General features: G+C 65.2%; 19 protein-coding genes, 1 tRNA gene and 1 other RNA gene. 9 read left to right on the top strand and 12 right to left on the bottom strand.

The window, feature by feature from the left end; all coding sequences use genetic code 11:
- Positions 1 to 97: 97 nt before the first annotated feature.
- The gene (locus QFZ40_RS07745) at positions 98 to 1,336 is read right to left on the bottom strand and encodes an ROK family protein (RefSeq protein WP_306903714.1); all 1,239 of its coding nucleotides are present in this window, start codon (positions 1,334 to 1,336) and stop codon (positions 98 to 100) included.
- Between the two features lie 142 nt (positions 1,337 to 1,478).
- On the opposite strand from QFZ40_RS07745, the gene xylA reads away from it, so the two are divergent.
- Together xylA and QFZ40_RS07735 are read left to right on the top strand one after the other, a co-directional pair.
- Positions 1,479 to 2,666 (top strand): xylose isomerase, encoded by a 1,188-nt coding sequence (gene xylA / locus QFZ40_RS07740; protein WP_306903713.1) that lies wholly within the window; start codon positions 1,479 to 1,481, stop codon positions 2,664 to 2,666.
- Between the two features lie 88 nt (positions 2,667 to 2,754).
- Positions 2,755 to 4,176 carry a xylulokinase gene (locus tag QFZ40_RS07735; RefSeq protein WP_306903712.1) on the top strand — a complete coding sequence of 474 codons (1,422 nt, stop codon included), beginning with the start codon at positions 2,755 to 2,757 and terminating at the stop codon, positions 4,174 to 4,176.
- Between the two features lie 109 nt (positions 4,177 to 4,285).
- On the opposite strand, the gene QFZ40_RS07730 is transcribed toward QFZ40_RS07735, so the two are convergent.
- Genes QFZ40_RS07730 through QFZ40_RS07720 form a run of 3 tightly spaced genes read right to left on the bottom strand, consistent with a single transcriptional unit; the run spans position 4,286 to position 7,523 of the window.
- On the bottom strand, positions 4,286 to 5,143 hold the full coding sequence (locus QFZ40_RS07730; RefSeq protein WP_306903711.1) for a sugar phosphate isomerase/epimerase family protein: 858 nt from the start codon (positions 5,141 to 5,143) through the stop codon (positions 4,286 to 4,288).
- On the bottom strand, positions 5,140 to 6,354 hold the full coding sequence (locus tag QFZ40_RS07725; protein WP_306903710.1) for a dihydrodipicolinate synthase family protein: 1,215 nt from the start codon (positions 6,352 to 6,354) through the stop codon (positions 5,140 to 5,142). The genes QFZ40_RS07730 and QFZ40_RS07725 overlap by 4 nt, the downstream gene beginning before the upstream one ends.
- A complete protein-coding gene (locus QFZ40_RS07720; RefSeq protein WP_306903709.1) occupies positions 6,354 to 7,523 on the bottom strand; it encodes a Gfo/Idh/MocA family protein in 1,170 nt (389 codons plus the stop codon). Before QFZ40_RS07720 ends, QFZ40_RS07725 begins: the two co-directional genes overlap by 1 nt.
- Before the next feature lie 188 nt (positions 7,524 to 7,711).
- Between QFZ40_RS07720 and QFZ40_RS07715 the strand changes: the two genes are divergently transcribed.
- The gene (locus QFZ40_RS07715; protein ID WP_306903708.1) at positions 7,712 to 8,836 is read left to right on the top strand and encodes a LacI family DNA-binding transcriptional regulator; all 1,125 of its coding nucleotides are present in this window, start codon (positions 7,712 to 7,714) and stop codon (positions 8,834 to 8,836) included.
- A gap of 52 nt (positions 8,837 to 8,888) precedes the next feature.
- On the opposite strand, the gene QFZ40_RS07710 is transcribed toward QFZ40_RS07715, so the two are convergent.
- Complete coding sequence (locus QFZ40_RS07710) at positions 8,889 to 9,683, bottom strand: sugar phosphate isomerase/epimerase family protein (RefSeq protein WP_306903707.1); 795 nt, start codon at positions 9,681 to 9,683, stop codon at positions 8,889 to 8,891.
- A 123-nt stretch (positions 9,684 to 9,806) separates the two neighbouring features.
- Between QFZ40_RS07710 and QFZ40_RS07705 the strand changes: the two genes are divergently transcribed.
- The gene (locus QFZ40_RS07705) at positions 9,807 to 10,433 is read left to right on the top strand and encodes a GNAT family N-acetyltransferase (protein ID WP_306903706.1); all 627 of its coding nucleotides are present in this window, start codon (positions 9,807 to 9,809) and stop codon (positions 10,431 to 10,433) included.
- 34 nt (positions 10,434 to 10,467) lie between these two features.
- Here the strand turns inward: QFZ40_RS07705 and QFZ40_RS07700 are convergent, their stop codons facing one another.
- Complete coding sequence (locus QFZ40_RS07700; RefSeq protein WP_306903705.1) at positions 10,468 to 11,370, bottom strand: aldose 1-epimerase family protein; 903 nt, start codon at positions 11,368 to 11,370, stop codon at positions 10,468 to 10,470.
- Positions 11,371 to 11,461: 91 nt separating this feature from the next.
- On the opposite strand from QFZ40_RS07700, the gene QFZ40_RS07695 reads away from it, so the two are divergent.
- Positions 11,462 to 12,151: a DNA alkylation repair protein gene (locus QFZ40_RS07695; RefSeq protein WP_306903704.1), complete on the top strand. Its 690-nt coding sequence runs from the start codon at positions 11,462 to 11,464 to the stop codon at positions 12,149 to 12,151.
- Positions 12,152 to 12,158: 7 nt separating this feature from the next.
- On the opposite strand, the gene mptB is transcribed toward QFZ40_RS07695, so the two are convergent.
- Complete coding sequence (gene mptB, locus QFZ40_RS07690; RefSeq protein ID WP_306903703.1) at positions 12,159 to 13,715, bottom strand: polyprenol phosphomannose-dependent alpha 1,6 mannosyltransferase MptB; 1,557 nt, start codon at positions 13,713 to 13,715, stop codon at positions 12,159 to 12,161.
- A gap of 152 nt (positions 13,716 to 13,867) precedes the next feature.
- On the opposite strand from mptB, the gene orn reads away from it, so the two are divergent.
- The 3 genes from orn to def all read left to right on the top strand — a co-directional run bounded on the left by orn (position 13,868) and on the right by def (position 15,426).
- Entirely contained in the window at positions 13,868 to 14,536 is a 669-nt protein-coding gene (orn, locus tag QFZ40_RS07685; protein ID WP_306903702.1) for an oligoribonuclease, read from the top strand.
- Between the two features lie 129 nt (positions 14,537 to 14,665).
- Positions 14,666 to 14,738 (top strand) — tRNA-His (locus QFZ40_RS07680).
- Positions 14,739 to 14,853: 115 nt separating this feature from the next.
- Complete coding sequence (gene def / locus QFZ40_RS07675) at positions 14,854 to 15,426, top strand: peptide deformylase (protein WP_306903701.1); 573 nt, start codon at positions 14,854 to 14,856, stop codon at positions 15,424 to 15,426.
- Positions 15,427 to 15,462: 36 nt separating this feature from the next.
- On the opposite strand, the gene QFZ40_RS07670 is transcribed toward def, so the two are convergent.
- The 4 genes from QFZ40_RS07670 to rnpB all read right to left on the bottom strand — a co-directional run bounded on the left by QFZ40_RS07670 (position 15,463) and on the right by rnpB (position 18,843).
- Complete coding sequence (locus QFZ40_RS07670) at positions 15,463 to 16,260, bottom strand: HNH endonuclease family protein (RefSeq protein ID WP_306903700.1); 798 nt, start codon at positions 16,258 to 16,260, stop codon at positions 15,463 to 15,465.
- Between the two features lie 115 nt (positions 16,261 to 16,375).
- Entirely contained in the window at positions 16,376 to 16,585 is a 210-nt protein-coding gene (locus QFZ40_RS07665; protein ID WP_306903699.1) for a hypothetical protein, read from the bottom strand.
- A gap of 88 nt (positions 16,586 to 16,673) precedes the next feature.
- On the bottom strand, positions 16,674 to 18,152 hold the full coding sequence (locus QFZ40_RS07660) for a glyceraldehyde-3-phosphate dehydrogenase (protein ID WP_306903698.1): 1,479 nt from the start codon (positions 18,150 to 18,152) through the stop codon (positions 16,674 to 16,676).
- Positions 18,153 to 18,450: 298 nt separating this feature from the next.
- Positions 18,451 to 18,843, bottom strand: an RNA gene (gene rnpB, locus QFZ40_RS07655) — RNase P RNA component class A.
- A 58-nt stretch (positions 18,844 to 18,901) separates the two neighbouring features.
- Here rnpB and QFZ40_RS07650 point away from each other — a divergent pair.
- Positions 18,902 to 19,666, top strand: a complete 765-nt coding sequence (locus QFZ40_RS07650) for a YaaA family protein (RefSeq protein WP_306903697.1) — start codon at positions 18,902 to 18,904, stop codon at positions 19,664 to 19,666.
- Positions 19,667 to 19,669: 3 nt separating this feature from the next.
- Here the strand turns inward: QFZ40_RS07650 and QFZ40_RS07645 are convergent, their stop codons facing one another.
- Positions 19,670 to 20,407 carry a zinc ribbon domain-containing protein gene (locus tag QFZ40_RS07645; protein ID WP_306903695.1) on the bottom strand — a complete coding sequence of 246 codons (738 nt, stop codon included), beginning with the start codon at positions 20,405 to 20,407 and terminating at the stop codon, positions 19,670 to 19,672.
- Positions 20,408 to 20,444 lie beyond the last annotated feature (37 nt).

The raw sequence follows: 20,444 nt of genomic DNA, 5'->3' as shown, positions 1-20,444 counted from the left end.
GGCTATCCGCGCCCGGACCCGAAAGCACGACTATCGCGCCGGGAGTACTCCAGCCTGGTGCTTCTTATTTTTGCTGGCACCTATTCAGGTATGGCGGCTACGCCTCAATCGCCTGACCGCGTAGCCGGTGCGGGGCTTCCACCAGCGTGCGGACCACGCTGCCCGCCGCGCCCAGAAGGGCACCCGCCTCTCCTACCGCGGACAGGCCAATGTTTTCCGGCGGCACCTTGCCCGGTGCATACCTTGCCAGGCTCTCCGTGAGGGAGGGCAGCAGCCACCCGCCCAGGATCGCAAAATGGCCGCCCAGCACCACCGACGAAATGTTCAGCAGCCTTGCCGTGGAAGCCACGGCCACGCCCAGGTAGTGCCCGGCCTGCCCGACAGCATTGGCGGCGGAGGCGTCACCCTCTGCGAGCGCGGACAGCAGCCGCGCCAGATTTTCGGACCTGGTGTGCCCGCCCAGCCCGGCGGCGGCAAAAATCGCATCCTGGCCGGCAACGGTTTCCAGGCAGCCGGTACCCCCGCAGGAGCACCCCACGCCCTCCGGGAGGACCACTACATGCCCCAGTTCACCCGCGTGGCCATCCGGACCGGTAAAGAGCTCCGAACCAATCACCAGGCCGCCACCCACACCCACTTCGCCGGAAACAAACAGGAAGTCGGCGGCGCCGGCTGGCCGGTAACGCAGCTCCGCCAGGGCGGCCGCGTTGGCCTCGTTGAAGAGCGTGATCCCAAGCGGAGCTCCGGGAAGCAGTGACCCAAGATCCAGGGCTTCCGAGTTCCAGCCGAGATTGGGTGCCATGAGCACCGCCCCCGCCTTGTCATCGATGAGTCCGGGAACTGCGAGCCCTCCCCCCAGCACCTGGATTCCCTGCGCCCCTGCGGCGGCGCGCAGCTCCGCCGCGAGTGCGGCGAGCTCTGCGACGACAGGAGCGGCGGCACTGTTCCGGTTGTCGCGCTCCCGGGTTTGGTGCAGCAGCAGGGTGCCCGAAAGGTCCGTGAGTCCGGCAGCAATGTAATCCACATTGATCTCCATCCCCATGACAGCCTTCGCAGGGTTCAGCTCCACCCCTACGCCGGGACGGCCTCGTTCCCCCTGCGGGTTCAAGCCGATTTCCCGGATAATTCCCGCATCCAGCAGGTCCAGGACCAGGCTGGAGACTGAGGCTTTGGTCAGCCCGGTGGCCGCGGCCACCTGGGCCCGGGTCAGATGGGTACCGGGGGATGATTGCACGATCCGACCGAGGACCAGGGCAAGGTTGCTCCTGCGGACGTCGCCCATGTTCCCGGGGGCACCGGTATCGGGCGCACCGGCCGCCATTGTTGAATTCGCCATGCCGGCCTCCTTGGACTAAATCCGGACATCCGGAGTGCCCGTACCTATTGACCTTAGCTCATTCCCGCTTATATAGTTCAAGCGATAAACTAACTCGCGGAATAATCACTGCTCCGCTCCACCACGACTGCAAGGACGCACTATGACCCTCGAGCCCACACCCGGCGACAAGTTCACCTTCGGCCTCTGGACGGTTGGCTGGACCGGTGCGGATCCCTTCGGCGTGGCAACGCGCGAGCCCTTGGACCCGGTAGAAGCAGTGCATAGGCTCAGCGAACTCGGCGCCTACGGCATCACGTTCCACGACAACGATCTTGTTCCGTTCGGTGCCACCGCCTCCGAGCGCGAACTGATCCTGAAGAACTTCCGCACCGCCCTGCAGGAAACCGGCCTTAAAGTGCCCATGGTCACCACCAACCTGTTCAGCCACCCTGTCTTCAAGGACGGCGGATTCACCTCCAACGACCGTTCCATCCGTCGTTTCGCCTTGAGCAAGGTCCTGCGCAACATCGACTCCGCCGCGGAGTTCGGCGCTGAAACCTTCGTGATGTGGGGCGGTCGTGAAGGCAGCGAATACGACGGCTCAAAGGATCTTTCCGCAGCCCTGGACCGCATGAAGGAAGGCGTGGATACCGCTGCGGCCTACATCAAGGAGAAGGGTTACAACCTGCGCATCGCGCTGGAACCCAAACCCAACGAGCCCCGCGGCGACATCTTCCTGCCCACTGTCGGCCACGGCCTGGCCTTCATCGCACAGCTCGAACACGGCGACATCGTCGGCCTGAACCCCGAGACCGGCCATGAGCAGATGGCGGGGCTGAACTTCACCCACGGAATCGCGCAGGCTCTCTGGGCCGGAAAACTGTTCCACATCGACCTCAACGGCCAGCGCGGCATCAAGTATGACCAGGACCTGGTGTTCGGCCACGGCGACCTGACCAGCGCCTTCTTCACCGTGGACCTGCTCGAAAACGGCTTCCCCAACGGCGGCCCCAAGTATGACGGTCCCCGGCACTTCGATTACAAGCCCTCACGGACCGACGGCTACGACGGCGTCTGGGAATCGGCCAAATCCAACATGTCGATGTACCTACTGCTCAGGGAACGCGCGCTCGCCTTCCGGGCGGACCCCGCAGTCCAGGAAGCCCTGGCGGCTTCCGGGGTCTTCGAGCTCGGCGAATCCACGCTGGCGGCAGGTGAATCAGCCGGGGATCTGCTCGCTGACGCGGCCGCTTTCGAGAATTTCGACGCCGACTCCGCCGCAAAGCGTTCCTTCGCCTTTGTGCGGCTCAACCAGCTGGCCATCGAGCACCTGCTCAACGCCCGTTAGGCTGCGACCTGCCAACCCACCAGCACAACGGCGCCGCCGGAACACTCAGCCGAGTGATGCGGCGGCGCCGCCGCATCAAAGGAACCCCATGGCCCTCGTAGCCGGCATTGACAGCTCCACCCAGTCCTGCAAAGTGGTGATCCGCGACGCCGGCACCGGTGCCCTGGTCCGCCAGGGCCGGGCCTCCCACCCCGATGGCACGGAAGTCCATCCTGACGCGTGGTGGGACGCACTGAGTGAGGCCATCAGCCGGGCCGGAGGACTGGGTGATGTCAGTGCCCTCTCTGTCGGCGGCCAGCAGCACGGGATGGTCTGCCTCGACCGTGACGGCAACGTCGTCCGGCCGGCCCTCCTGTGGAACGACACCCGCTCAGCCCAGGCGGCGCTGGATATTATCCGGGAGGCCGGCAACGGCGACCCCGAACTGGGCGCCGGCTTCTGGGTGTCCGCCACCGGAACCGTGCCGGTGGCCTCGCTGACGCTGACAAAGCTGCGCTGGCTGGCAGAGAACGAACCTGAAAACGCCGCCCGGGTTGCCGCCGTCTGCCTCCCCCACGACTGGCTGTCCTGGCGGCTTGCCGGCTTCGGTCCCGGAACCGGGGAGGCGGGGCTGGCAGCGCTCCGTACCGACCGTTCCGACGCCTCCGGGACAGGGTATTACTCCGCTTCCTCGGGCGAATACCTTCCGGATGCCCTGCGTGCGGCCCTCGGCCATGTCCCCTTGCTCCCCGCCGTCGTCGGCCCGCTGGAAATCGCGGGTAAGACTCCGGAAGGGGCGCTCATCGGGCCCGGAGCCGGTGACAATGCGGCGGCCGCGCTGGGCGTCGGAGCGGGAGTGGGTGACGTGGTCCTGTCCCTGGGCACTTCCGGAACGGTATTCGCCGTCTCCTCAGCTCCGGCAGCTGACGCCTCAGGGCTGGTGGCTGGCTTCGCGGACGCCACCGGGAATTACCTGCCCCTCGCCTGCACACTGAACGCAACCCGTGTCTTCGACGCGACGGCGGCCCTGCTTGGCGTCAGCCTCGACGAGTTCAGCGCGCTCGCCCTGGCTGCTCCCTTAGGAGCAGGCGGCCTGACCCTGGTCCCTTATTTCGACGGCGAGCGGACACCCAACCTGCCCGACGCGACCGGATCCCTGCATGGCATCACGCGGACGAACTACACGTCCGCAAACCTGGCGCGCGCCGCCGTCGAGGGAGTGGTCTGCTCCCTCGCCGACGGCCTCGCCGCCCTTCAGGCACAGGGCGTCGAGGCGCGACGAATCATCCTCATCGGCGGCGGGGCGCAATCGCCGGCTGTTCAGCAGGCTGCCAGCCAGCTGTTGGAGCTGCCGGTCGTTGTCCCCGCGCCCGGCGAATACGTGGCCGACGGCGCCGCGCGCCAGGCTTCGGCCGTCCTCGCCGGCGCGTTCCCCGACTGGTCGGCCGACGCCACGGAAGTTACTGCGGCACCTTCGGATGGTTCCGTCCTGGCGAGGTACCGCCGACACGCCGGCGCCTACCTGGCCTAGTCAGGAACAGCAGACAGAAGGACCTGCACAGCAACGCAGCGCCGGTCCTTCTGTGGTGGGGCGCGGGCCCCGGCCGTGACGTTAGCAGGGGCCCGCGGTCTGAACCAGGTCAGGCGTACGGGAGGACGAGTTCCGCGTAGCGTTCCTTGATCGTTTCCAGCACGCCGTTCCCGTCGGCATCCCAGATCTCCTGATTGAATATTTCCACTTCGATGTCCCCGGAGTAGCCGGCGTCCCGGACCCAGGTGCCGATGGTCGCAAAATCGATGACGCCGTCGCCCATGAAGCCCCGGGACAGGAGCGGATCCGCGGCGATCGGCATGTTGAAGTCGCAGACCTGGTAGGAGGCGATGCGGTTTTCGCGTCCGGCGCGTTCGATCTGCGCCTTCAAATCCGGGTCCCACCAGACGTGGAAGGTATCGACGGCGACGCCCACGGCTCGTGCGTCATACGGCGCTGCGAGGTCCAGGGCCTGCCCGAGGGTGGAGATGAGGGCGCGGTCCGCCGCATACATCGGGTGCAGCGGTTCCAGGACCAGGCGGATTCCGTTCTCCGCCGCGAACGGCACGAGGTCCGCCAGCCGGTCGGCCACGCGCCGCCGGGCAGCCACCACGTCCTTCTCCCCCGGGGCAAGCCCGCCGACCACCAGGAACAATTCCCGGGTGTCCAGCGCCACGGCCTCAAGGATGGCTGCACGGTTGTCGGCCAGCGCCGCCGCCTGGCCCGGGGCGTCGGCGGCAGTCAGGAAGCCTCCGCGGCAGAGCGAGGAGACCCGCAGCCCGGCATCCTTGATGAGCCTGGCGGCCTTGTCCAGGCCCGCCTCCGCGACCCGGTCACGCCAGGGACCGATGGCGGGGATTCCGGCGCGGACGCAGCCCTCGACGGCTTCGGCCAGTGTCCATTTCTTGGTGGTGGCACTGTTGAGTGAGAGCCGTGCGAAAGGGGGCGCATCCGGATTCGATGTCATACGCCCACCCCATTGATGCGCAGGTAATCGGACATCCGGAAGGCGGCCAGTGCAGGGTCCTTCAGCAGCCCTGCCTGGTCGGCCAGTTCGAAGGTCCTGGCCAGGTGGCAGACGGAGCGTCCGGAGTGCAGGCCGCCAACCATTTGGAAGCCCGGCTGCCTGCCGTTCAGCCAGGACATGAAGGCAATGCCTGTCTTGTAGTAGAACGTGGGCGCGCTGAAAATGTGCTTGCCCAGTTCCCGGGTCGAATCCAGGATTGCACGGGCCTTGGCGGCGTTGCCGGAGTCATAGCTCTGCAAGGCAACCGAAGCTGCCGGGTAAATGGCGGCAAAGATCCCCAGCAGGGCGTCCGAGTGGTGACTGCCGTCCCCGTCAATGAGCTCCGGGTAGTTGAAGTCATCGCCGGTGTAGAGGCGCACTCCCTCCGGGAGCACGGCACGAAGGGCCACTTCATGGCTGGCATCCAGCAGGGACACCTTGACTCCATCCACCTTGTCCGCGTTGTCACGGATCAGGGAGAGGAACGTTTCTGTTGCCTGGGCAACATCATACGAACCCCAGTAGCCTGCGAGGGCAGGATCGAACATGGTACCCAGCCAGTGCAGGATGACCGGCTGGTCCACTTCCTGGAGCAGGGTGGAGTACACCTTCAGGTAGTCCTCCGGGCCGCTGGCAACTTGGGCCAGCGCACGGGAAGCCATGAGGATAACCTCCGGTCCGGCTTCACTTACGACGGCGATCTGCTCACGGTAGGCGTCCAGAACGACTTGGAGTCCGGCTTCCCCGGCGGGCAGCGCATCAAGCTCCAGCTGGTCGGTCCCGGCGCCGCAGGCGACCAGGTCCCGGACAGTCTTGCCCGCCGTGGCTGCGTTTCCCGCGGAAACAACAGATGCAGCTTCCACGCCGGTGCGCTTGATGAGCTGCTGGGTGGCCGCCCAGTCAAGTCCCATGCCGCGTTGTGCAGTATCCATGGCATCGGCTACGCCCAGCCCGTAGGACCAGAGTTCGTGCCGGTACGCCATGGTGGCGTCCCAGTCGAGGCGGGCCGGGGCGCCGGGCGTGTTGTCGGCCAGGACCTCCGGAATGACGTGGGCGGCGGCGTAGGCCCGGCGCGAGGTGAGCGGGGCGGCGGGGCGGGCCCAGGACGTGCCCGCCTGAAGGCGGTACTCCCGCGTGCCGCCGTCGCTTGAGGGAAGGATCAGGGAAGTCATCAGAGCGTGATCTCCGGGATGTCGATGGTGCGGCGTTCGTCGTTGGACTGCAGGCCGAGCTCGGCCAGCTGGACGCCACGGGCAGCCGAGAGCAGGCCGAAGCGGTGTTCGCGGCCGGCAACGACGTCCCGGAGGAACTCCTCCCACTGCAGTTTGAAGCCGTTGTCCAGCTCTGCGTTGGCGGGGACTTCCTGCCACTGGCTGCGGAAGGACTCCGTCACCGGCAGGTCCGGGTTCCACACGGGCTTGGGTGTGTGGGCGCGCTGCTGGGCCACGCACTTGTTCAGGCCGGCCACGGCGGAGCCGTGCGTGCCGTCGACCTGGAACTCGACCAGTTCATCACGGTAGACGCGGACTGCCCAGGAGGAGTTGATTTGGCCGACGACGGGCTCGCCCGCCGGCGTCTCAAGTTCGAAAATGCCGTAGGAGGCGTCGTCGGCGGTCGCCTTGTATTCCTTGCCTGCCTCGTCCCAGCGGGCCGGGATGTGGGTGGCGGTTTTGGCATTGACGCTCCTGACCTTGCCGATGACGCCCTCCAGGACGTAGTTCCAGTGGCAGAACATGTCAGTGGTCATTCCGCCGCCGTCTTCCTTGCGGTAGTTCCAGGACGGGCGCTGGGCGGCCTGGACGTCGCCTTCGAAGACCCAGTAGCCGAACTCGCCGCGGATGGAGAGGATGCGGCCGAAGAACCCTTCATCCACGAGCCGGCGCAGTTTCACCAGGCCCGGCAGGTACAGCTTGTCGTGCACGACACCTGCCGTGACGCCTGCTTCCTTGCCGATGCGGGCCAGTTCGATGGCCTCCTCAAGGGTCTCGGCCGTGGGCTTTTCGGTGAAGATATGCTTGCCTGCCAGCATGGCCTTCTTCAGGGTGGCCGCGCGGAGGCTGGTCATCGAGGCATCGAAGACGATGTCGACAGTTGGATCGTTGATGACGGAATCGAGGTCCGTGGTCCACTCGGCCACCTTGTGCAGTTCGGCCAGTTCACGGATCTTTGCCTCGTTCCGACCTACCAGGATGGGTTCCACCTGCACCCTGGTGCCGTCTTCCAGTGTGAAGCCTCCAGCGTCCCGGATGGGAAGGATGGAGCGCAGCAAGTGCTGGCGGTAGCCCATCCGGCCGGTGATGCCGTTCATGGCAATACGGATCGTCTTTGTTTCGAAGCCCATGTGTCCTCCACGGTGAGTGAGCAATTACTCAAGCTGGTTGGGAAAGCGCATTCCCACTGCTCTTAATCATGCACTGACCCGTGTCGAATGGCAAGCGCTTTCCGCGGCGATCGTGAAACTGCCATAATGTGATCAGTGCTGAAACGCACGTAAAAGCAGCACTATCAGTCCAACGAACAGGAGCCGCCGTGGCTGCAAGTACCCTCACCGAGGTGGCCCGGCTGGCCGGAGTATCACCGGCCACGGCATCCCGTGTCCTCAACGGCTCCGCCCGCAAACCCGGCCAGGACATAGCAGAAAGGGTGCGGCAGGCTGCCGCTTCCCTCGGCTACATCCCCAACGCCCAGGCTCAGGGGCTCGCGAAGTCGAGTTCGGGACTGATCGGACTGATTGTCCATGACATCGCCGATCCGTACTTTGCCGCGATTGCCCGCGGAGTGCAGGAGGCGGCCAGGGAACAGCGCAAGATGGTGCTGCTTGCCACCACCGAGGGCGCTCCCGCTGACGAGAGGGAGGCCGTCGCAGCCTTTGCCGCCCGGCGCGCCGATTCAATTGTGATTGCAGGGTCACGATCGTCCCGCCCGGAGGACCAGGAAGGCAATGCCGGATTGGCCGCTGAACTGGACCGGTACTGCCGGAACGGCGGCCACGTGGGGGTGGTGGGCCATCCCGTCGTCGGCGCTACTGCCACCGGCGGCTACCACGTGGTCCCGGTGCCCAACGAGGAGCTTGCGGCGAGCCTCGCCGAAGAACTCGCGGCCACCCATAATGGCGACTTCGTCATCATCGGCGGACCTGAAGGACTGTTCACGTCCGATGACCGCGTCCGGGGTTTCCAGCGAGGACTCTCGAAGGCCGGCCGTCCCCCGGCCGAGGTCCTCCGCAGCGCCTTCAACCGGTCCGGCGGCTACGAGGCCGGCCTCGCCCTTGCTGCCCGCATCAAGGCGGCCCGGACCAAGGCGGAGTCGGACGGGATCAAGGGCGCCGGGTCAGACGACGGCGATGGCCCCGCGGCCAGCAGCAGGATCTGCATTTTTGCCGCAAACGATGTCATGGCCATCGGGGCCGCAGCGGCCCTGCGGTCCGAGGGGCTGCGCATCCCCCGTGATGCCACAATTGCCGGTTTTGACGATATCGAGACGCTGCGGGATTTCCGCCCCGCCCTCTCCACAGTCCACCTGCCCCTCGAGGAAATCGGCAGGCAGGCTACGCGCAGCGCGAACGCAGGCGCCGAAACCGGCGACGGCGAGGAGGCGCCTGCCCCGGTTACCGGCCACGTCACACTGCGGCGAAGCACCGAAACGCACGGCTGAGATGGTGGAGCCCTGTACCCTTACCGTGCTGGCTTGCGCCGGCCGGGTGGACTCAGTCCTCGCCCAGAGCAATGTGATTCAGGAATTCAGCGTCACTGCCGACATTGGCGGGAAGGTCGTCCGCCACGAACTCGAGCATCATGTCAACAGGCTGTCCGGCCTCACGCAGGATGTCCGCCACTGACTGCCAGAGCTGCTTCCGGCCGCTGAGGGGCAGCCTCTCCTGCTCCGGCCACCAGGAAAAGCAGTGTACGCCGGAAACGTACGGCAGCACGCGATGAAGGGATTCGAGCGCTGCCTGGTCGGACAGGCCGACGGCGGGCTGCCAGTACGTCCTGACGTTGCCGCGGTCCACCCGCTCAAGCAGCCGGAGGGTTGTGGCGGCCGTGTCCGTCAACGTGCCGCCGTGGTATTCGAAGGCGATCTCGAGTGAGCGTTCGGCCGCAAGTTCCGCTATGCGCTGCGCGTCCTGTACCACCGCATTCCATGTGGCGGTATCTGCCTCTGCCGAGCCCTGTTCACCGGCCCAGACCCTGATCCTGGGAGCGCCGAGGCGAACGGCAAGATCGGCGAGGGCAGCAAAGCCGCCCGAACTGCCCACACGGTAGTACGAACCCAGCGAGAGCACTTCCAGGCCGGACGCCGCTGTCGCCTCACGCGCCTCATCGGCTGAGGAGGCGTCGCGGATGTGCACGTCCGTCCCCCACTCGACGCCGGCCAGGCCGGCCTCGGCGACTGTTCCCACCACTTCGCCGATAGTGCACTGGCGCAGCGTCACTGAGCATATGCCGGGCGTGAGGGCTGACCTGCGCCAGTCCGCCAGGTCCGGGTGCTCTCCAAGAGTCATTGATGTTCTTTCCGTTGCAGCGGCCCCGTATCAGGAGGAAGCGGAATGGTGCGGGATTTAAGTCCAGATTAGCGGGAATGCGTTTGCCAAGTAAAACGGCGTCCCCAGGACTAGCCTGTAGGCATGAAGGACAAGCCCACCGCACCCGTTGTGACGGCCGCGGCGGAGTGGGGCGACGTGGAGCTGCTCTTTGGCATGCGCGGCGAACCCTCCCGTTGCTGGTGCCGGTACTTTGCCCTGACCGGCCCTGAATATTTGGCGCTTGATCCGGCTGGGCGTAAGGAGCAGTTGAAGGGAAAGTTCGACGGCGGAACGCCCTCGCCCGGCGTCCTGGCTTACCGGGACGGGGAACCGGTGGGGTGGTGCGCCGTGGAGCCCCGGACGTGCTATCCCCGCGTGCTCAGGTCACAGGTGCTCCGCCTGGCGGAGACGGATCCAGAGCAGGTCCCTCCGGAGGCCAAGGCCGGTCCGGCTGGCGTATGGTCGGTGACCTGCTTCGTCGTGGCAGCCGGACACCGCCGCAGCGGGGTGGCGCCCGCACTGCTGCAGGCCGCCGTCGAGCACGCCCGGATTCATGGCGCCGCGGTGGTGGAAGGCTACCCCGTCGATCCCGCCCTGCGTCCGAAGGCGGGAGCCGCTGACCTCTATCACGGCACCCTGAAGCTGTTTCTGAATGCGGGTTTCAAGGTGGCAAGCACGGCCGTCCCCGGACGTGCCGTGGTACGCCTGGACCTCGGCACTACCGGCTGATCCGGCCAACAGTGTGTAGCAGAGGCTGCGGGTCCTAGCCCAGTGCCCGGATAGTCCATGCTGCCGCATGTGATTCGCCGGGCTGGAGGTGGATCAGGTCCGTTCCTGAGTTGAACGCGTCCGGCGGGCAGGTCATGGGCTCGACTGCCAGGCCCAGCCGGTCCTTGCCTGTGGGCTTGTCTGCGGTATGGACCTGCACCCAGGGCCAGCTCCGGTCCCATGCCAGCTCCACCCCTGTTCCTGAAGGATCGAGGACACGGACAGCAGCAAGCCCGTCGTCGTCCCGGGTGATGCCCGTGAAGGCATGGTCGATCCTTACCGAATCCAGGCGGCGTGCGGCGCGGAAGTCGAACTCATGGCCTTCCACGATCTCCATGCCCTCGGGAAGCAGCCGGTCGGCGGAAACTGACATGAACTCCTTCGCCGGCAGTTCCAGCGTCCAGTCATCCAGCGGTGACGCCCCGGCCACGAGATAGGGATGCGGGCACAACCCGTATGGCGCCGTCTCAGTACCGCTGTTCACGGCCCGGACCTCGCTGTGGAGCCCGTCAACCGAGAGTGAGTAGGTGACTGCCAGGTCCAGCCCGGACGGGTACGCCTCACCGGCTTCAACAGTGCAGCCGAGCGTTACCGATTGGCCTGACTTGCCACGCAGTTCCCATTCCCTCCCGGTAACCAGCCCATGGAGGGCGGCGCCGCGCTCCGGTTCGTTGATGTCAGCCTGAAAGCTCCGCCCGCCGTAGCTGTACCTGCCGTCGGCCAGGCGGTTGGGCCACGGCGCGCAGATGACTCCGCGATAGTCCGGGATGGAACCGCCGGCGGCGAAGCTGACCACGAGGTCCCGGCCCTCGAAGCGGAGTTCGCGCAGTGCGCCGCCGCGGGTGGTGATAACGGCCGAGTAGGGCCCGAATGCAATGCTGTGTTCCGTAACCGGCATGGTGGATCCTCTGTGTCCCTGAGCATTTGTTAGCGCTAACTACCATATCGCAAGCGGCCAACGCCCGAAGGGGCTTCGCTAGAGTTGCTGAATGGTAACCACGGAGATCAACGATGAACTTCTGGCCGCGATCCGGGCGGCCCTGCACCAGCGCGCCGACCCCGCCCGCGCGGCCGGGGCCCAGGCGTACATGAAATCATCCATCCCGTCCCTGGGTGTCAGGGTTCCCGAGGTCCGGCGGCTGACCCTGGCCGTGGCGGCAGACCACCCCTTCGATTCGGTGGAACAGCTTCGCGCCACCGTCCTGGAACTGTGGCGGAAGGCGACGGTCCGGGAAGAGCGTTATGCAGCGATCGACCTCACCGGCCTCCGCCTTTCGGCCGCCGCGCCGGAGATGCTGCCGGTTTATGAGGAAATCATCAGGAGCGGAGCCTGGTGGGACTTCGTTGACGGCGTGGCGGACAGGCTCTGCACGCTGCTGCAGGCCCACCGCCCCATGCTGACGGCGGTGCTGCGGGGCTGGAGCACGGACGAGGACTTCTGGATCAGGCGGGCTTCCATCACCGCCCAGCTGAAGGCGAAAGCCGGGACAGATCCCGAACTGCTTCGTGACGTCATCGAGGCAAACCTGGCGGATCCGGAATTCTTCATCCGCAAGGCCATCGGATGGGCGCTGCGGGAGTACGGCAAGACGGATCCGGACTGGGTGAGGGGCTTCGTGGCAGGCCGCGCCGGACGGCTTAGCGCGTTGTCCCGCCGCGAAGCGCTGCGGAACCTTTGAAGTCCGGCTAGATGACAGGGCGGGTGGTGACGGGCTGGTCCGATTTGCTGAACAGCTGCTTGGTGCGGGGGTCCAGGAAAATCAGGTACAGGGCGAACAGCAGCGCGATGATGGCGGCCGCGTTGCGCGCCAGTGCCAGCGCCAGGCCAAGGTCTTCGGTCTGCAGATAGGGGAAGACCTCCAGCTGATCCGAGATGGCGTAGACCATGAAGAAGGAGACGATGAAGTAGAGGGCCTTGACCTGCCAGTCGTCGCGGATACCGGTGACAGCAAACAGCGGGATCAGCCAGACCACGTACCAGGACTGGATCATGGGTGCCAGGATCACCACTGCCGCGAAGGCAAGCGTCAGCCGCCGCATGAGGCGGTCGTAGTCACCTCTGAAGATCTGCCAGGCGACAATGCCGACGGCAAGCAGCTTCCCGGCGTCGTACACCCATTTCGCGAGTCCCCAGCCGTCCAGGCTGAAGGCGTTGGCGATGGAGGCAACCACCAGGCCCATCAGTCCCACCGGCGCGTACCAGATCCAGATGCTGCCCGGAGCCGAGAGCCCGTTGATCCAGCCGAACCCGAAGCCGTTGACCCGGCTCATGGCATAGAGCAAGGCCAGGCTCAACCCGCCGGTGAGACCCCAGAAGAGGACCTTCCTGGGCCAGCTTGCGCCCTTGCCCGCCCAGAGGAGTCCGATGAACGGCAAGAAAACGATCGTGATGGGTTTGACCGAGATGGACAGGGTTACCAGGACAATGCCGAGCACAACCCGGCGTGTGGCGCAGTAGTAGAGGCCGGCGAGGGCCAGCCCGATCATCAGGGCATCGTTGTGGACGCTGGCGATGAAGTTGGTCAGGAACAGCGGATTGGCGGCCGTCAGCCAGAGGGCGCGGTGCGGATTGACACCGTGCAGCTTGGCCAGCTTGGGGACATAGATGATGCAGAGCACAATGCCGATCAGGGCTGCCAGCCGGAACAGCATCACGCTGGCTTCGGGTTGCACGTTGGTGGACCAGACAACAAACTGTTCGATCCACAGGAAGAGCTGGCCGTATGGCACGGGAGCCTCTGTCCACATTTTGTCCGCGCCAAGCTGGAAATAGTTGGACAGGGCCGAAATGCCATTCTCGTAGGGGTTGAAGCCCTCCACCATCAGCCGGCCCTGGCCGATATAGGCGTACACGTCCCGGCTGAACAGCGGCACCGTGAACATCATGGGCAGGCCCCAGGCCGCCACGGCCCACAGAGTGGCACGCCGGGCCTGGAGTCCCCATACCCTGACCCGCTGTCCGAGGCGCAGCCAGGCGCGGACCAGGAGCATGCCGCCGATCGCCAGGAGAATGATGGACAGGGCAACACCCATTGCCTCGGTGCGCATCCAGATGAAGAGCGGCATCCTCCGAAGTTCGGAGACCGGAGCAAGCCAGCCGACGCCCAGGGATCCGATCATCATGAAGACCGAGCCGACAAACCCCGCAATGAGTGGAGACCGGGCGTTGTCCACTTCCGCCGCAGCAATCTCCGGGATCGTGTTGGCGGCCATCTCCCCCGTTGCAGGCATAGGCGCCGTCATCTCAGGATCGTCCAATCTCTTGGGTTGCACGCTTCTGCCCGGCGGACCGCGCAGGCCGCCCAAGGCATATAACGGCGGCGGAAAACACCGCCGTCGTATCCGAAATCCTAGCATCGGGCGGCCCCTGCAGAGCGAAACGGTAGGCTGGTCCAGTGCCTATAACTAACGAACGCATTGTCTGGATCGACTGCGAAATGACCGGTCTGGACATCAAAAACGACGCCCTGATCGAAGTGGCAGCCCTCGTAACAGACTCCGAGCTGAACATCCTGGGTGACGGTGTGGATGTGGTGATCAAGCCCGACGACGCCGCGCTCGCCCAGATGAACGACTTCGTCCGCGACATGCACACCCGGTCCGGGCTCCTTCAGGAACTTCCGCACGGAAAGACGATGGCCGAAGCCGAGGCCGTCCTCATGGAGTACATAGAGGCATGGGTCCCTGACCCCCGCAGAGCACCGCTTGGCGGCAACTCGGTAGGAACGGACCGCGTATTCCTCTCCCGGGATATGCCGGCAATCGTGGAGCATCTGCACTACCGCGTCATCGATGTGAGCACCATCAAGGAACTCTCCCGGCGTTGGTTCGCCCGCGCATACTTCCAGTCCCCGGCGAAAAAAGGTGGCCACCGGGCACTCGGGGACATCAAGGACTCCATCGACGAACTCCGCTACTACCGAGAGGCGGTCTTCGTGCCCGCACCGGGCCCGGACAGCGCAACCGCCCAGAGGATCTCCCGGCGGATCGCAGCCGGCAGCAGCCCGGACGAAACTCCCGGTGAGGCCGCAACCGCCACAGCCTCCGGGGTGCCGGAAAAGTAATCTGCAGCACGTTTGCGGTAATTTCCGGCAAAAAGGACAAAAGTGGCAAAACCACCCCGGAACAACAGGTAAGCTATTTGAGTTGCCTTTCCAGACAGCCGGCCAGCCGGAAGATCTGAACGGCGCATGGTGGGCTTAGCTCAGTTGGCAGAGCGCCTGGTTGTGGTCCAGGAGGTCGCGGGTTCAACCCCCGTAGCTCACCCTCACAGGATGGTACTTGCCGCCGTCCACCAAGGAGGCCGCACCGGATATCCGGTGCGGCCTCCTTTTTTGTACAAATGCCGGCAGCACGCCGCGACCCGAAGGACCCGCCTGACATGACAGTTCTGCCAATCACTATCTGGGGGGAACCGGTGCTTCACCGCCGGGCTTCCGAGGTTGAGGTGTTCGACGACGAGCTGCGGACACTGATTGACGACATGTTCGAAACCAACGACGCCGCCAACGGCGTAGGGCTTGCCGCCCCTCAGGTAGGGGTAGGCAAGAGGGTCTTTGTCTACAAGTTCGCCAATGACGACGGCGCACCCGCCACGGGCGTCCTCGTCAACCCAGTCCTGACCTTGTCCAAGATCTCCGGCGCACTCCCTGATCCAGATGAGGAAGAAGAGGGGTGCCTCTCGTTCCCCGGCGGTACCTATCCGCTCAAGCGTGCCGAGTGGGCAAGGGTCACGGGTTTTGACGGTGAAGGAAAGCCTGTCGAATTCGAGGCGACCGGATGGTTCGCCCGGGTCATCCAGCACGAATACGACCATCTGGACGGCAAGCTGTACGTCAACCGCCTGCTGGACCGGTACGCCCGGAAGGCCATGAAGCAGGCCAAGAACAACGGCTGGGGTGTTCCAGGGCTGACCTGGATGCCGGGCGTGGATCCGGACCCGTTCGGACACTAGCTGGCCTGGTCACACAGCGTCACGCAGCAGGCGCGGTCATCCTACCTTGATGGTGGACTGCTCCGGGCAGGAGTCCAGGACGCGTACCATGGCATCCTTCTCAGCCTGCGTCACCCACAGGCCGTAGGCAGCCTTGACGGAAATCTGCCGGGCCACATAGTGGCAGCGGAACTTCTTGTTTGTCGGCAGCCAGGTTGCGGCATCCCCTGCGCTCTTCTCCTGGTTGGCGGCGCCATCTGCCGCGATCAGGTTCAGAGGATCGTTGGCCAGGCTCTGGCGCTGCTGCAGGGTCAGCTGCTGGGCACCCTTCTGCCAGGCATCCCCCAGCGCCACGACGTGATCGATCTGGACATCCTTGCTGCTCTCAGGCCCCCGGCGGAAATCAACCAGTTTCCCTGTGTAAGGCTCCTGGAATGCGCCCGAAGACACCTTGCACTTGGAGCCCTCGGTGAAAGCCACGGCCGTCAGGTCACGGCGCAGAATGTCGTTGCGGGTGTCGCAGCCGTTCCGGTCGACGTCCAGCCACGCCTGCCCGAATGCCTCCCGCTGATAGTTATCCTTGGGCGCTCGTCCTTTGACGGGGAGTTTCGCCAGGGCGGCGGCGGCAGAACCGACGGGCACAGGGTGGACTGGAATGACGGGCTTCATCCAGGAGCCGTCGAATACAGGGGCCTCGCTTGGCCCGGCAACCTCACGTTCCGCAGCAGAGAACTGGCCAGCCGTAAAGAACCAGATGGTGGAAGCCGCCACCGCAAGAGCCACCACGAGGAGCAGCGCCCAGGCCTGCCTGGAACGGCGGCGGGCGCGGCGGTACGCGGTCCAACTGACGGTCACGGGCGGCCTGCCCTTCCGGAAACGTAGTGCACCAGAAGAGCCTAGGCCACCCTACCGACTCCGTGGCCGCTATCCACAGGTGTGGAGGACAGGTGCCGGTCGAGTCGAAGCCCTCTTACTGCTCCCGGGTCACCCTCCGGAGGTCCTCTTCGGCCAGTTGCAGGAGATCCTCGAGCTGGCGCACCCGGTCCTCACTGACATCCCCCGCCCTGTGTGCCTCGCGGGCCTTGTCCAGAAGCCGGATGGCCTCCTTATGGTTGGCCTTGGCCACATCCAGGGCGTGTTCGAGTGTGGTGTCGTGTTGAAGAGTCGATTCGTTTTCCATGCCCCCAGTGTGGTCCCGTTTCCCGGCTGATTCCAGTGAATCAGCCGAGAATATGCCCGGAATCCGAAGGGTGGCGTACTGCTGGGTACTAAACGGCGATTGCAGCGAGGGCTGCTGCGGTTTCCTTCGCAGGGAACGACGGCGGGTTGACGCCGGCCATTTCCTCCATGACACGGACCACCTGGCAGCTGTAGCCGAACTCGTTGTCGTACCAGACGTAGAGAACCAGGTTCTTGTCATTGGAGATGGTGGCAAGGCCGTCGACGATCCCGGCGCGGCGGGAGCCGACGAAGTCCGTGGAGACAACTTCAGGGGAATCGATGTAGTCGATCTGCTTGCGGAGCTCCGAATGCAGCGACATTTCACGCAGGTAGTTGTTGATCTCGTCCTTGGTGGTCCCCCGCTCGAGGCTGAGGTTCAGGATCGCCAGGGAAACATCCGGTGTGGGGACTCGGATGGAGCTGCCCGTGAGCTTGCCCAGCAGTTCGGGCAAGGCCTTGGCGACAGCTTTGGCAGCCCCCGTTTCCGTGATCACCATGTTCAGCGCGGCGGAGCGCCCGCGCCGATCGCCCTTGTGGAAGTTGTCGATCAGGTTCTGGTCATTGGTGAACGAGTGGACAGTTTCCACATGGCCGTGGACCACGCCGAACTTGTCGTTGATGGCCTTCAGGACCGGGGTGATGGCATTAGTGGTGCAGGAGGCGGCAGTGACGATCTTGTCGGAATCGAGGATGGTGCCGTGGTTGATGCCGTGGACGATGTTCTTCAGGTCGCCCTTGCCCGGGGCCGTGAGGAGCACGCGGGACACGCCGGTGCTCTGCAGGTGCTGGGAGAGGCCTTCGGCATCGCGCCAGCGGCCTGTGTTATCCACTACCAGGGCGTTGCGGATGCCGTAGGCCGTGTAGTCGATGGTGGCCGGGTTGTCCGAGTAAATGACCTGGACCTGGACACCGTTGGCGGTGATGGTGTTGGCTTCCTCATCCACACGGATGGTTCCCTCGAAGGAGCCGTGCACCGAGTCCCGGCGCAGGAGGCTTGCCCGCTTGGACAGGTCTTTGTCCGAACCGCGTCGCACCACAATAGCGCGCAGCCGCAGGCCGTGGCCGCCGCCTGCCTTTTCAATCAGGAGGCGCGCCAGCAGGCGGCCGATGCGGCCAAAGCCGTAGAGCACGACGTCGGTGCTGGTGCGGTCGTCGCCGCCCCGTTTGCCCACGACATCGGCCAGTTCGGCACGGAGGAATTCCTCGAGTGTCGCGTCTCCGGCCTCTTCCTTGAACTTCTGGTTGAGGCGGGCAATATCGATGGCCGCCGCTCCCAGTTCCAGCCCGGCCAGCACATTGAGCAGCGGGGCCGTTTCCTCCAGGAGCAGTTCATCCTTGCTCATCCGGCGGGCGAAGCGGTGCGCCTTGAGGATGTTCATGGTGGACTTGTTGATCAGGCTGCGACCGTGGATGCTGGTCACCACGTTGTTCTCGCGGTAAAGCCGGCCGATCACGGGGATCATGGCCTCGGCGAGGGCCTCCCGCCCCATCCACGTATCAAGACAAGAATCTGACGTCTGGCTCACAGAACTACCTTCCTCGGTTCAGCCGCATACGTCCTCGTATGCGGTTGTCTGCCACCTGATGATGTCCAGGGGCACCGGCACCGGCAGGATTCGGTCCACCCCGGGTGCCTGGATCGTGTGCAAAGAAAAACCGCCGGCTGCAAACGCTGCTCCGGCGGAGAACTTCTACGTCCGTCTCCAATTGTAAATTAGCCGGGAGTCAGCGAATGGCCTGAGTCGCGTGAAATCACTCACATGGCCCTCAGGCCGGCTGGCGGAGGGGTGTGCCTTGGCTGCACCGTGAGCTCAGGCAGGTTAATGGATGGGCTGACCGATACGCCGGGTTCTGTGCCTCCCCTTCCGTTGCCGGAAAGGGAGCGGCGGCCATCCATCTACGAGTACCGTTGCCGGCACCCTCCAGCGGCCTACCCGGACACTCGGGCGGGCAGCCCTCAAACGTGTCCTGTCTGGCCTTGCTCCGGGTGGGGTTTACCTAGCCTTCCCGGTCACCCGGGAAGCTGGTGGTCTCTTACACCACCGTTTCACCCTTACCTGGTTCGTGCCGCTTTCAAACCGGCGCGACCCAGGCGGTCTGTTCTCTGTGGCACTGGCCTGCGGGTTACCCCGAGTGGGCGTTACCCACCACCCTGCCCTGCGGAGCCCGGACGTTCCTCGAGCCACTTGCGTGACGCGCGGCCGCCTGGTCAACCCATCCGTTATCCAGTCTACCGGCGCACCGCTGATGCTCCCGCCGCCGGTAGTATCGTACGGTGCTGATTCTGCTTCCCCCCTCCGAAGGCAAGACCCCGGCAGCCGGCGGATCCGCCGTCAACTGGTCTTCCCTGAGTTTTCCGGCACTCAACAGCTACCGGGCGAAAGTCCTCGAGGCCCTCGGTACCGTGAGTGCGCATGAGGACGCCCTGGCCCTGCTGGGCGTGGGCGCCTCGCTGAAGGACGACGTCGAACGCAACACCCGGCTGGGAGCCGAACCGGCCGCCCCTGCCCACCAGATCTATTCCGGCGTTCTTTATGACGCACTGGGTTACAGGAGCCTGACCCCGGCGCAGCGCCGGAAGGCCGACGACTCAGTGCTGGTGATTTCAGCCCTCTGGGGTGCCATCCGGTTTGGGGACAGGGTCCCCGCCTACCGGCTGTCGATGGGGACGCCGCTGCCCGACGTCGGACGCCTCGCCTCGTTCTGGAAGCCGCAGCTGGCGGAGGCCCTCACTGAACTCACTGCCGGGGAACTGCTGGTGGACTGCCGTTCCAGCACCTACGCGGCGGCCTGGGCTCCGCCACCGGCGCAGACTGTTGCCATCAATGTCTTTACAGAAGACAACGGGGTGCGGAAAGTGGTCAGCCACTTCGCCAAACACACCCGGGGCGAGCTCGCCAGGCACCTGCTGGCCCGTCGCGGAAACCCGCCGCGGACGCCCGCTCAGCTGCTGAAAGCGGCGCAGGAGAAATGGGATGCGGAGCTCGTTGACGGTTCAGCCAGGAAGGCGCACGCCCTGAACATCATCCTGCCCAACTAGTGCTCAGTTCCATTCGGCGGAGCGGACCAGGATGCAGCCGGAATCCGGGCAAAAGACAATGTCATCCTCAGAAGCCGACTTAATCTCGGCGAGGTCACCGGGGCTGAGTTTCATCCCGGACGCCTCCGACGTGCCGTGAAACAGCCGGGCGGCGCCAACTCCCCGCTTGGCCAGCGTCTTCTCATAGACCGCCAGCAGTCCGGCGTCGAGCCCGGCCGCGAACTCGGTGCGCTTGCCGCGGACGACGGCTGCTTCGGCATCCACTTCCGCCAGGGCTTCATCGAGCTGGGCGCGGATGGTGCCGAACGAGGCCTGGATGTCGTCAACGATCACCTGCTGCGCCGCCTGCCTTGCCCGCAGCGAATCGAGGCGCTCCATCACTTCAAGCTCCACGTCCTCAAGGTCTGAACGCCGCTTGTTCAGTGAGGCAATGTCCTTCTGCAGGGCCACCAGGTCCTTGGACAGTCCTGTCCCGCTGTTCAACCGGGCCTCGTCGCGCTCAATGCGGGACGCCACCTGCTCCACGTCGGCCTCGGCGCGCTTAAGCTCGGTCTCGGCGTCGTGGACGGCCATCTTGGCTGCGCCCAGTTCACCGCTGGCCACCGAAAGCGCGGACTGCAGATCCTCGATCCGGGGATCTGTTTCAAGGGCACGGCGGCGGTTGGACAAGGACTTGAGCTTCGCATCCAGCCCCTGCAGTTCGAGCAACTTCAACTGTTCCGCCGGTGCTGCCTTAGCCACTGATACCTCCGCTTGATCCATCCGGCCGCAACCGGGC

It is taken from the genome of Arthrobacter pascens (genome assembly GCF_030816475.1).
Taxonomy (GTDB): Bacteria; Actinomycetota; Actinomycetes; order Actinomycetales; family Micrococcaceae; genus Arthrobacter; species Arthrobacter pascens_B.
This window is presented reverse-complemented; position numbering and strand designations above follow the sequence as displayed.

Bases quoted from the DNA above. Each gene is read 5' to 3' on its own strand.
- QFZ40_RS07745 (WP_306903714.1), bottom strand. From the start codon at position 1,336: ATGGCGAATTCAACAATGGCGGCCGGTGCGCCCGATACCGGTGCCCCC.
- xylA (WP_306903713.1), top strand. From the start codon at position 1,479: ATGACCCTCGAGCCCACACCCGGCGACAAGTTCACCTTCGGCCTCTGG.
- QFZ40_RS07735 (WP_306903712.1), top strand. From the start codon at position 2,755: ATGGCCCTCGTAGCCGGCATTGACAGCTCCACCCAGTCCTGCAAAGTG.
- QFZ40_RS07730 (WP_306903711.1), bottom strand. From the start codon at position 5,143: ATGACATCGAATCCGGATGCGCCCCCTTTCGCACGGCTCTCACTCAAC.
- QFZ40_RS07725 (WP_306903710.1), bottom strand. From the start codon at position 6,354: ATGACTTCCCTGATCCTTCCCTCAAGCGACGGCGGCACGCGGGAGTAC.
- QFZ40_RS07720 (WP_306903709.1), bottom strand. From the start codon at position 7,523: ATGGGCTTCGAAACAAAGACGATCCGTATTGCCATGAACGGCATCACC.
- QFZ40_RS07710 (WP_306903707.1), bottom strand. From the start codon at position 9,683: ATGACTCTTGGAGAGCACCCGGACCTGGCGGACTGGCGCAGGTCAGCC.
- QFZ40_RS07705 (WP_306903706.1), top strand. From the start codon at position 9,807: ATGAAGGACAAGCCCACCGCACCCGTTGTGACGGCCGCGGCGGAGTGG.
- QFZ40_RS07700 (WP_306903705.1), bottom strand. From the start codon at position 11,370: ATGCCGGTTACGGAACACAGCATTGCATTCGGGCCCTACTCGGCCGTT.
- QFZ40_RS07695 (WP_306903704.1), top strand. From the start codon at position 11,462: ATGGTAACCACGGAGATCAACGATGAACTTCTGGCCGCGATCCGGGCG.
- mptB (WP_306903703.1), bottom strand. From the start codon at position 13,715: ATGACGGCGCCTATGCCTGCAACGGGGGAGATGGCCGCCAACACGATC.
- def (WP_306903701.1), top strand. From the start codon at position 14,854: ATGACAGTTCTGCCAATCACTATCTGGGGGGAACCGGTGCTTCACCGC.
- QFZ40_RS07665 (WP_306903699.1), bottom strand. From the start codon at position 16,585: ATGGAAAACGAATCGACTCTTCAACACGACACCACACTCGAACACGCC.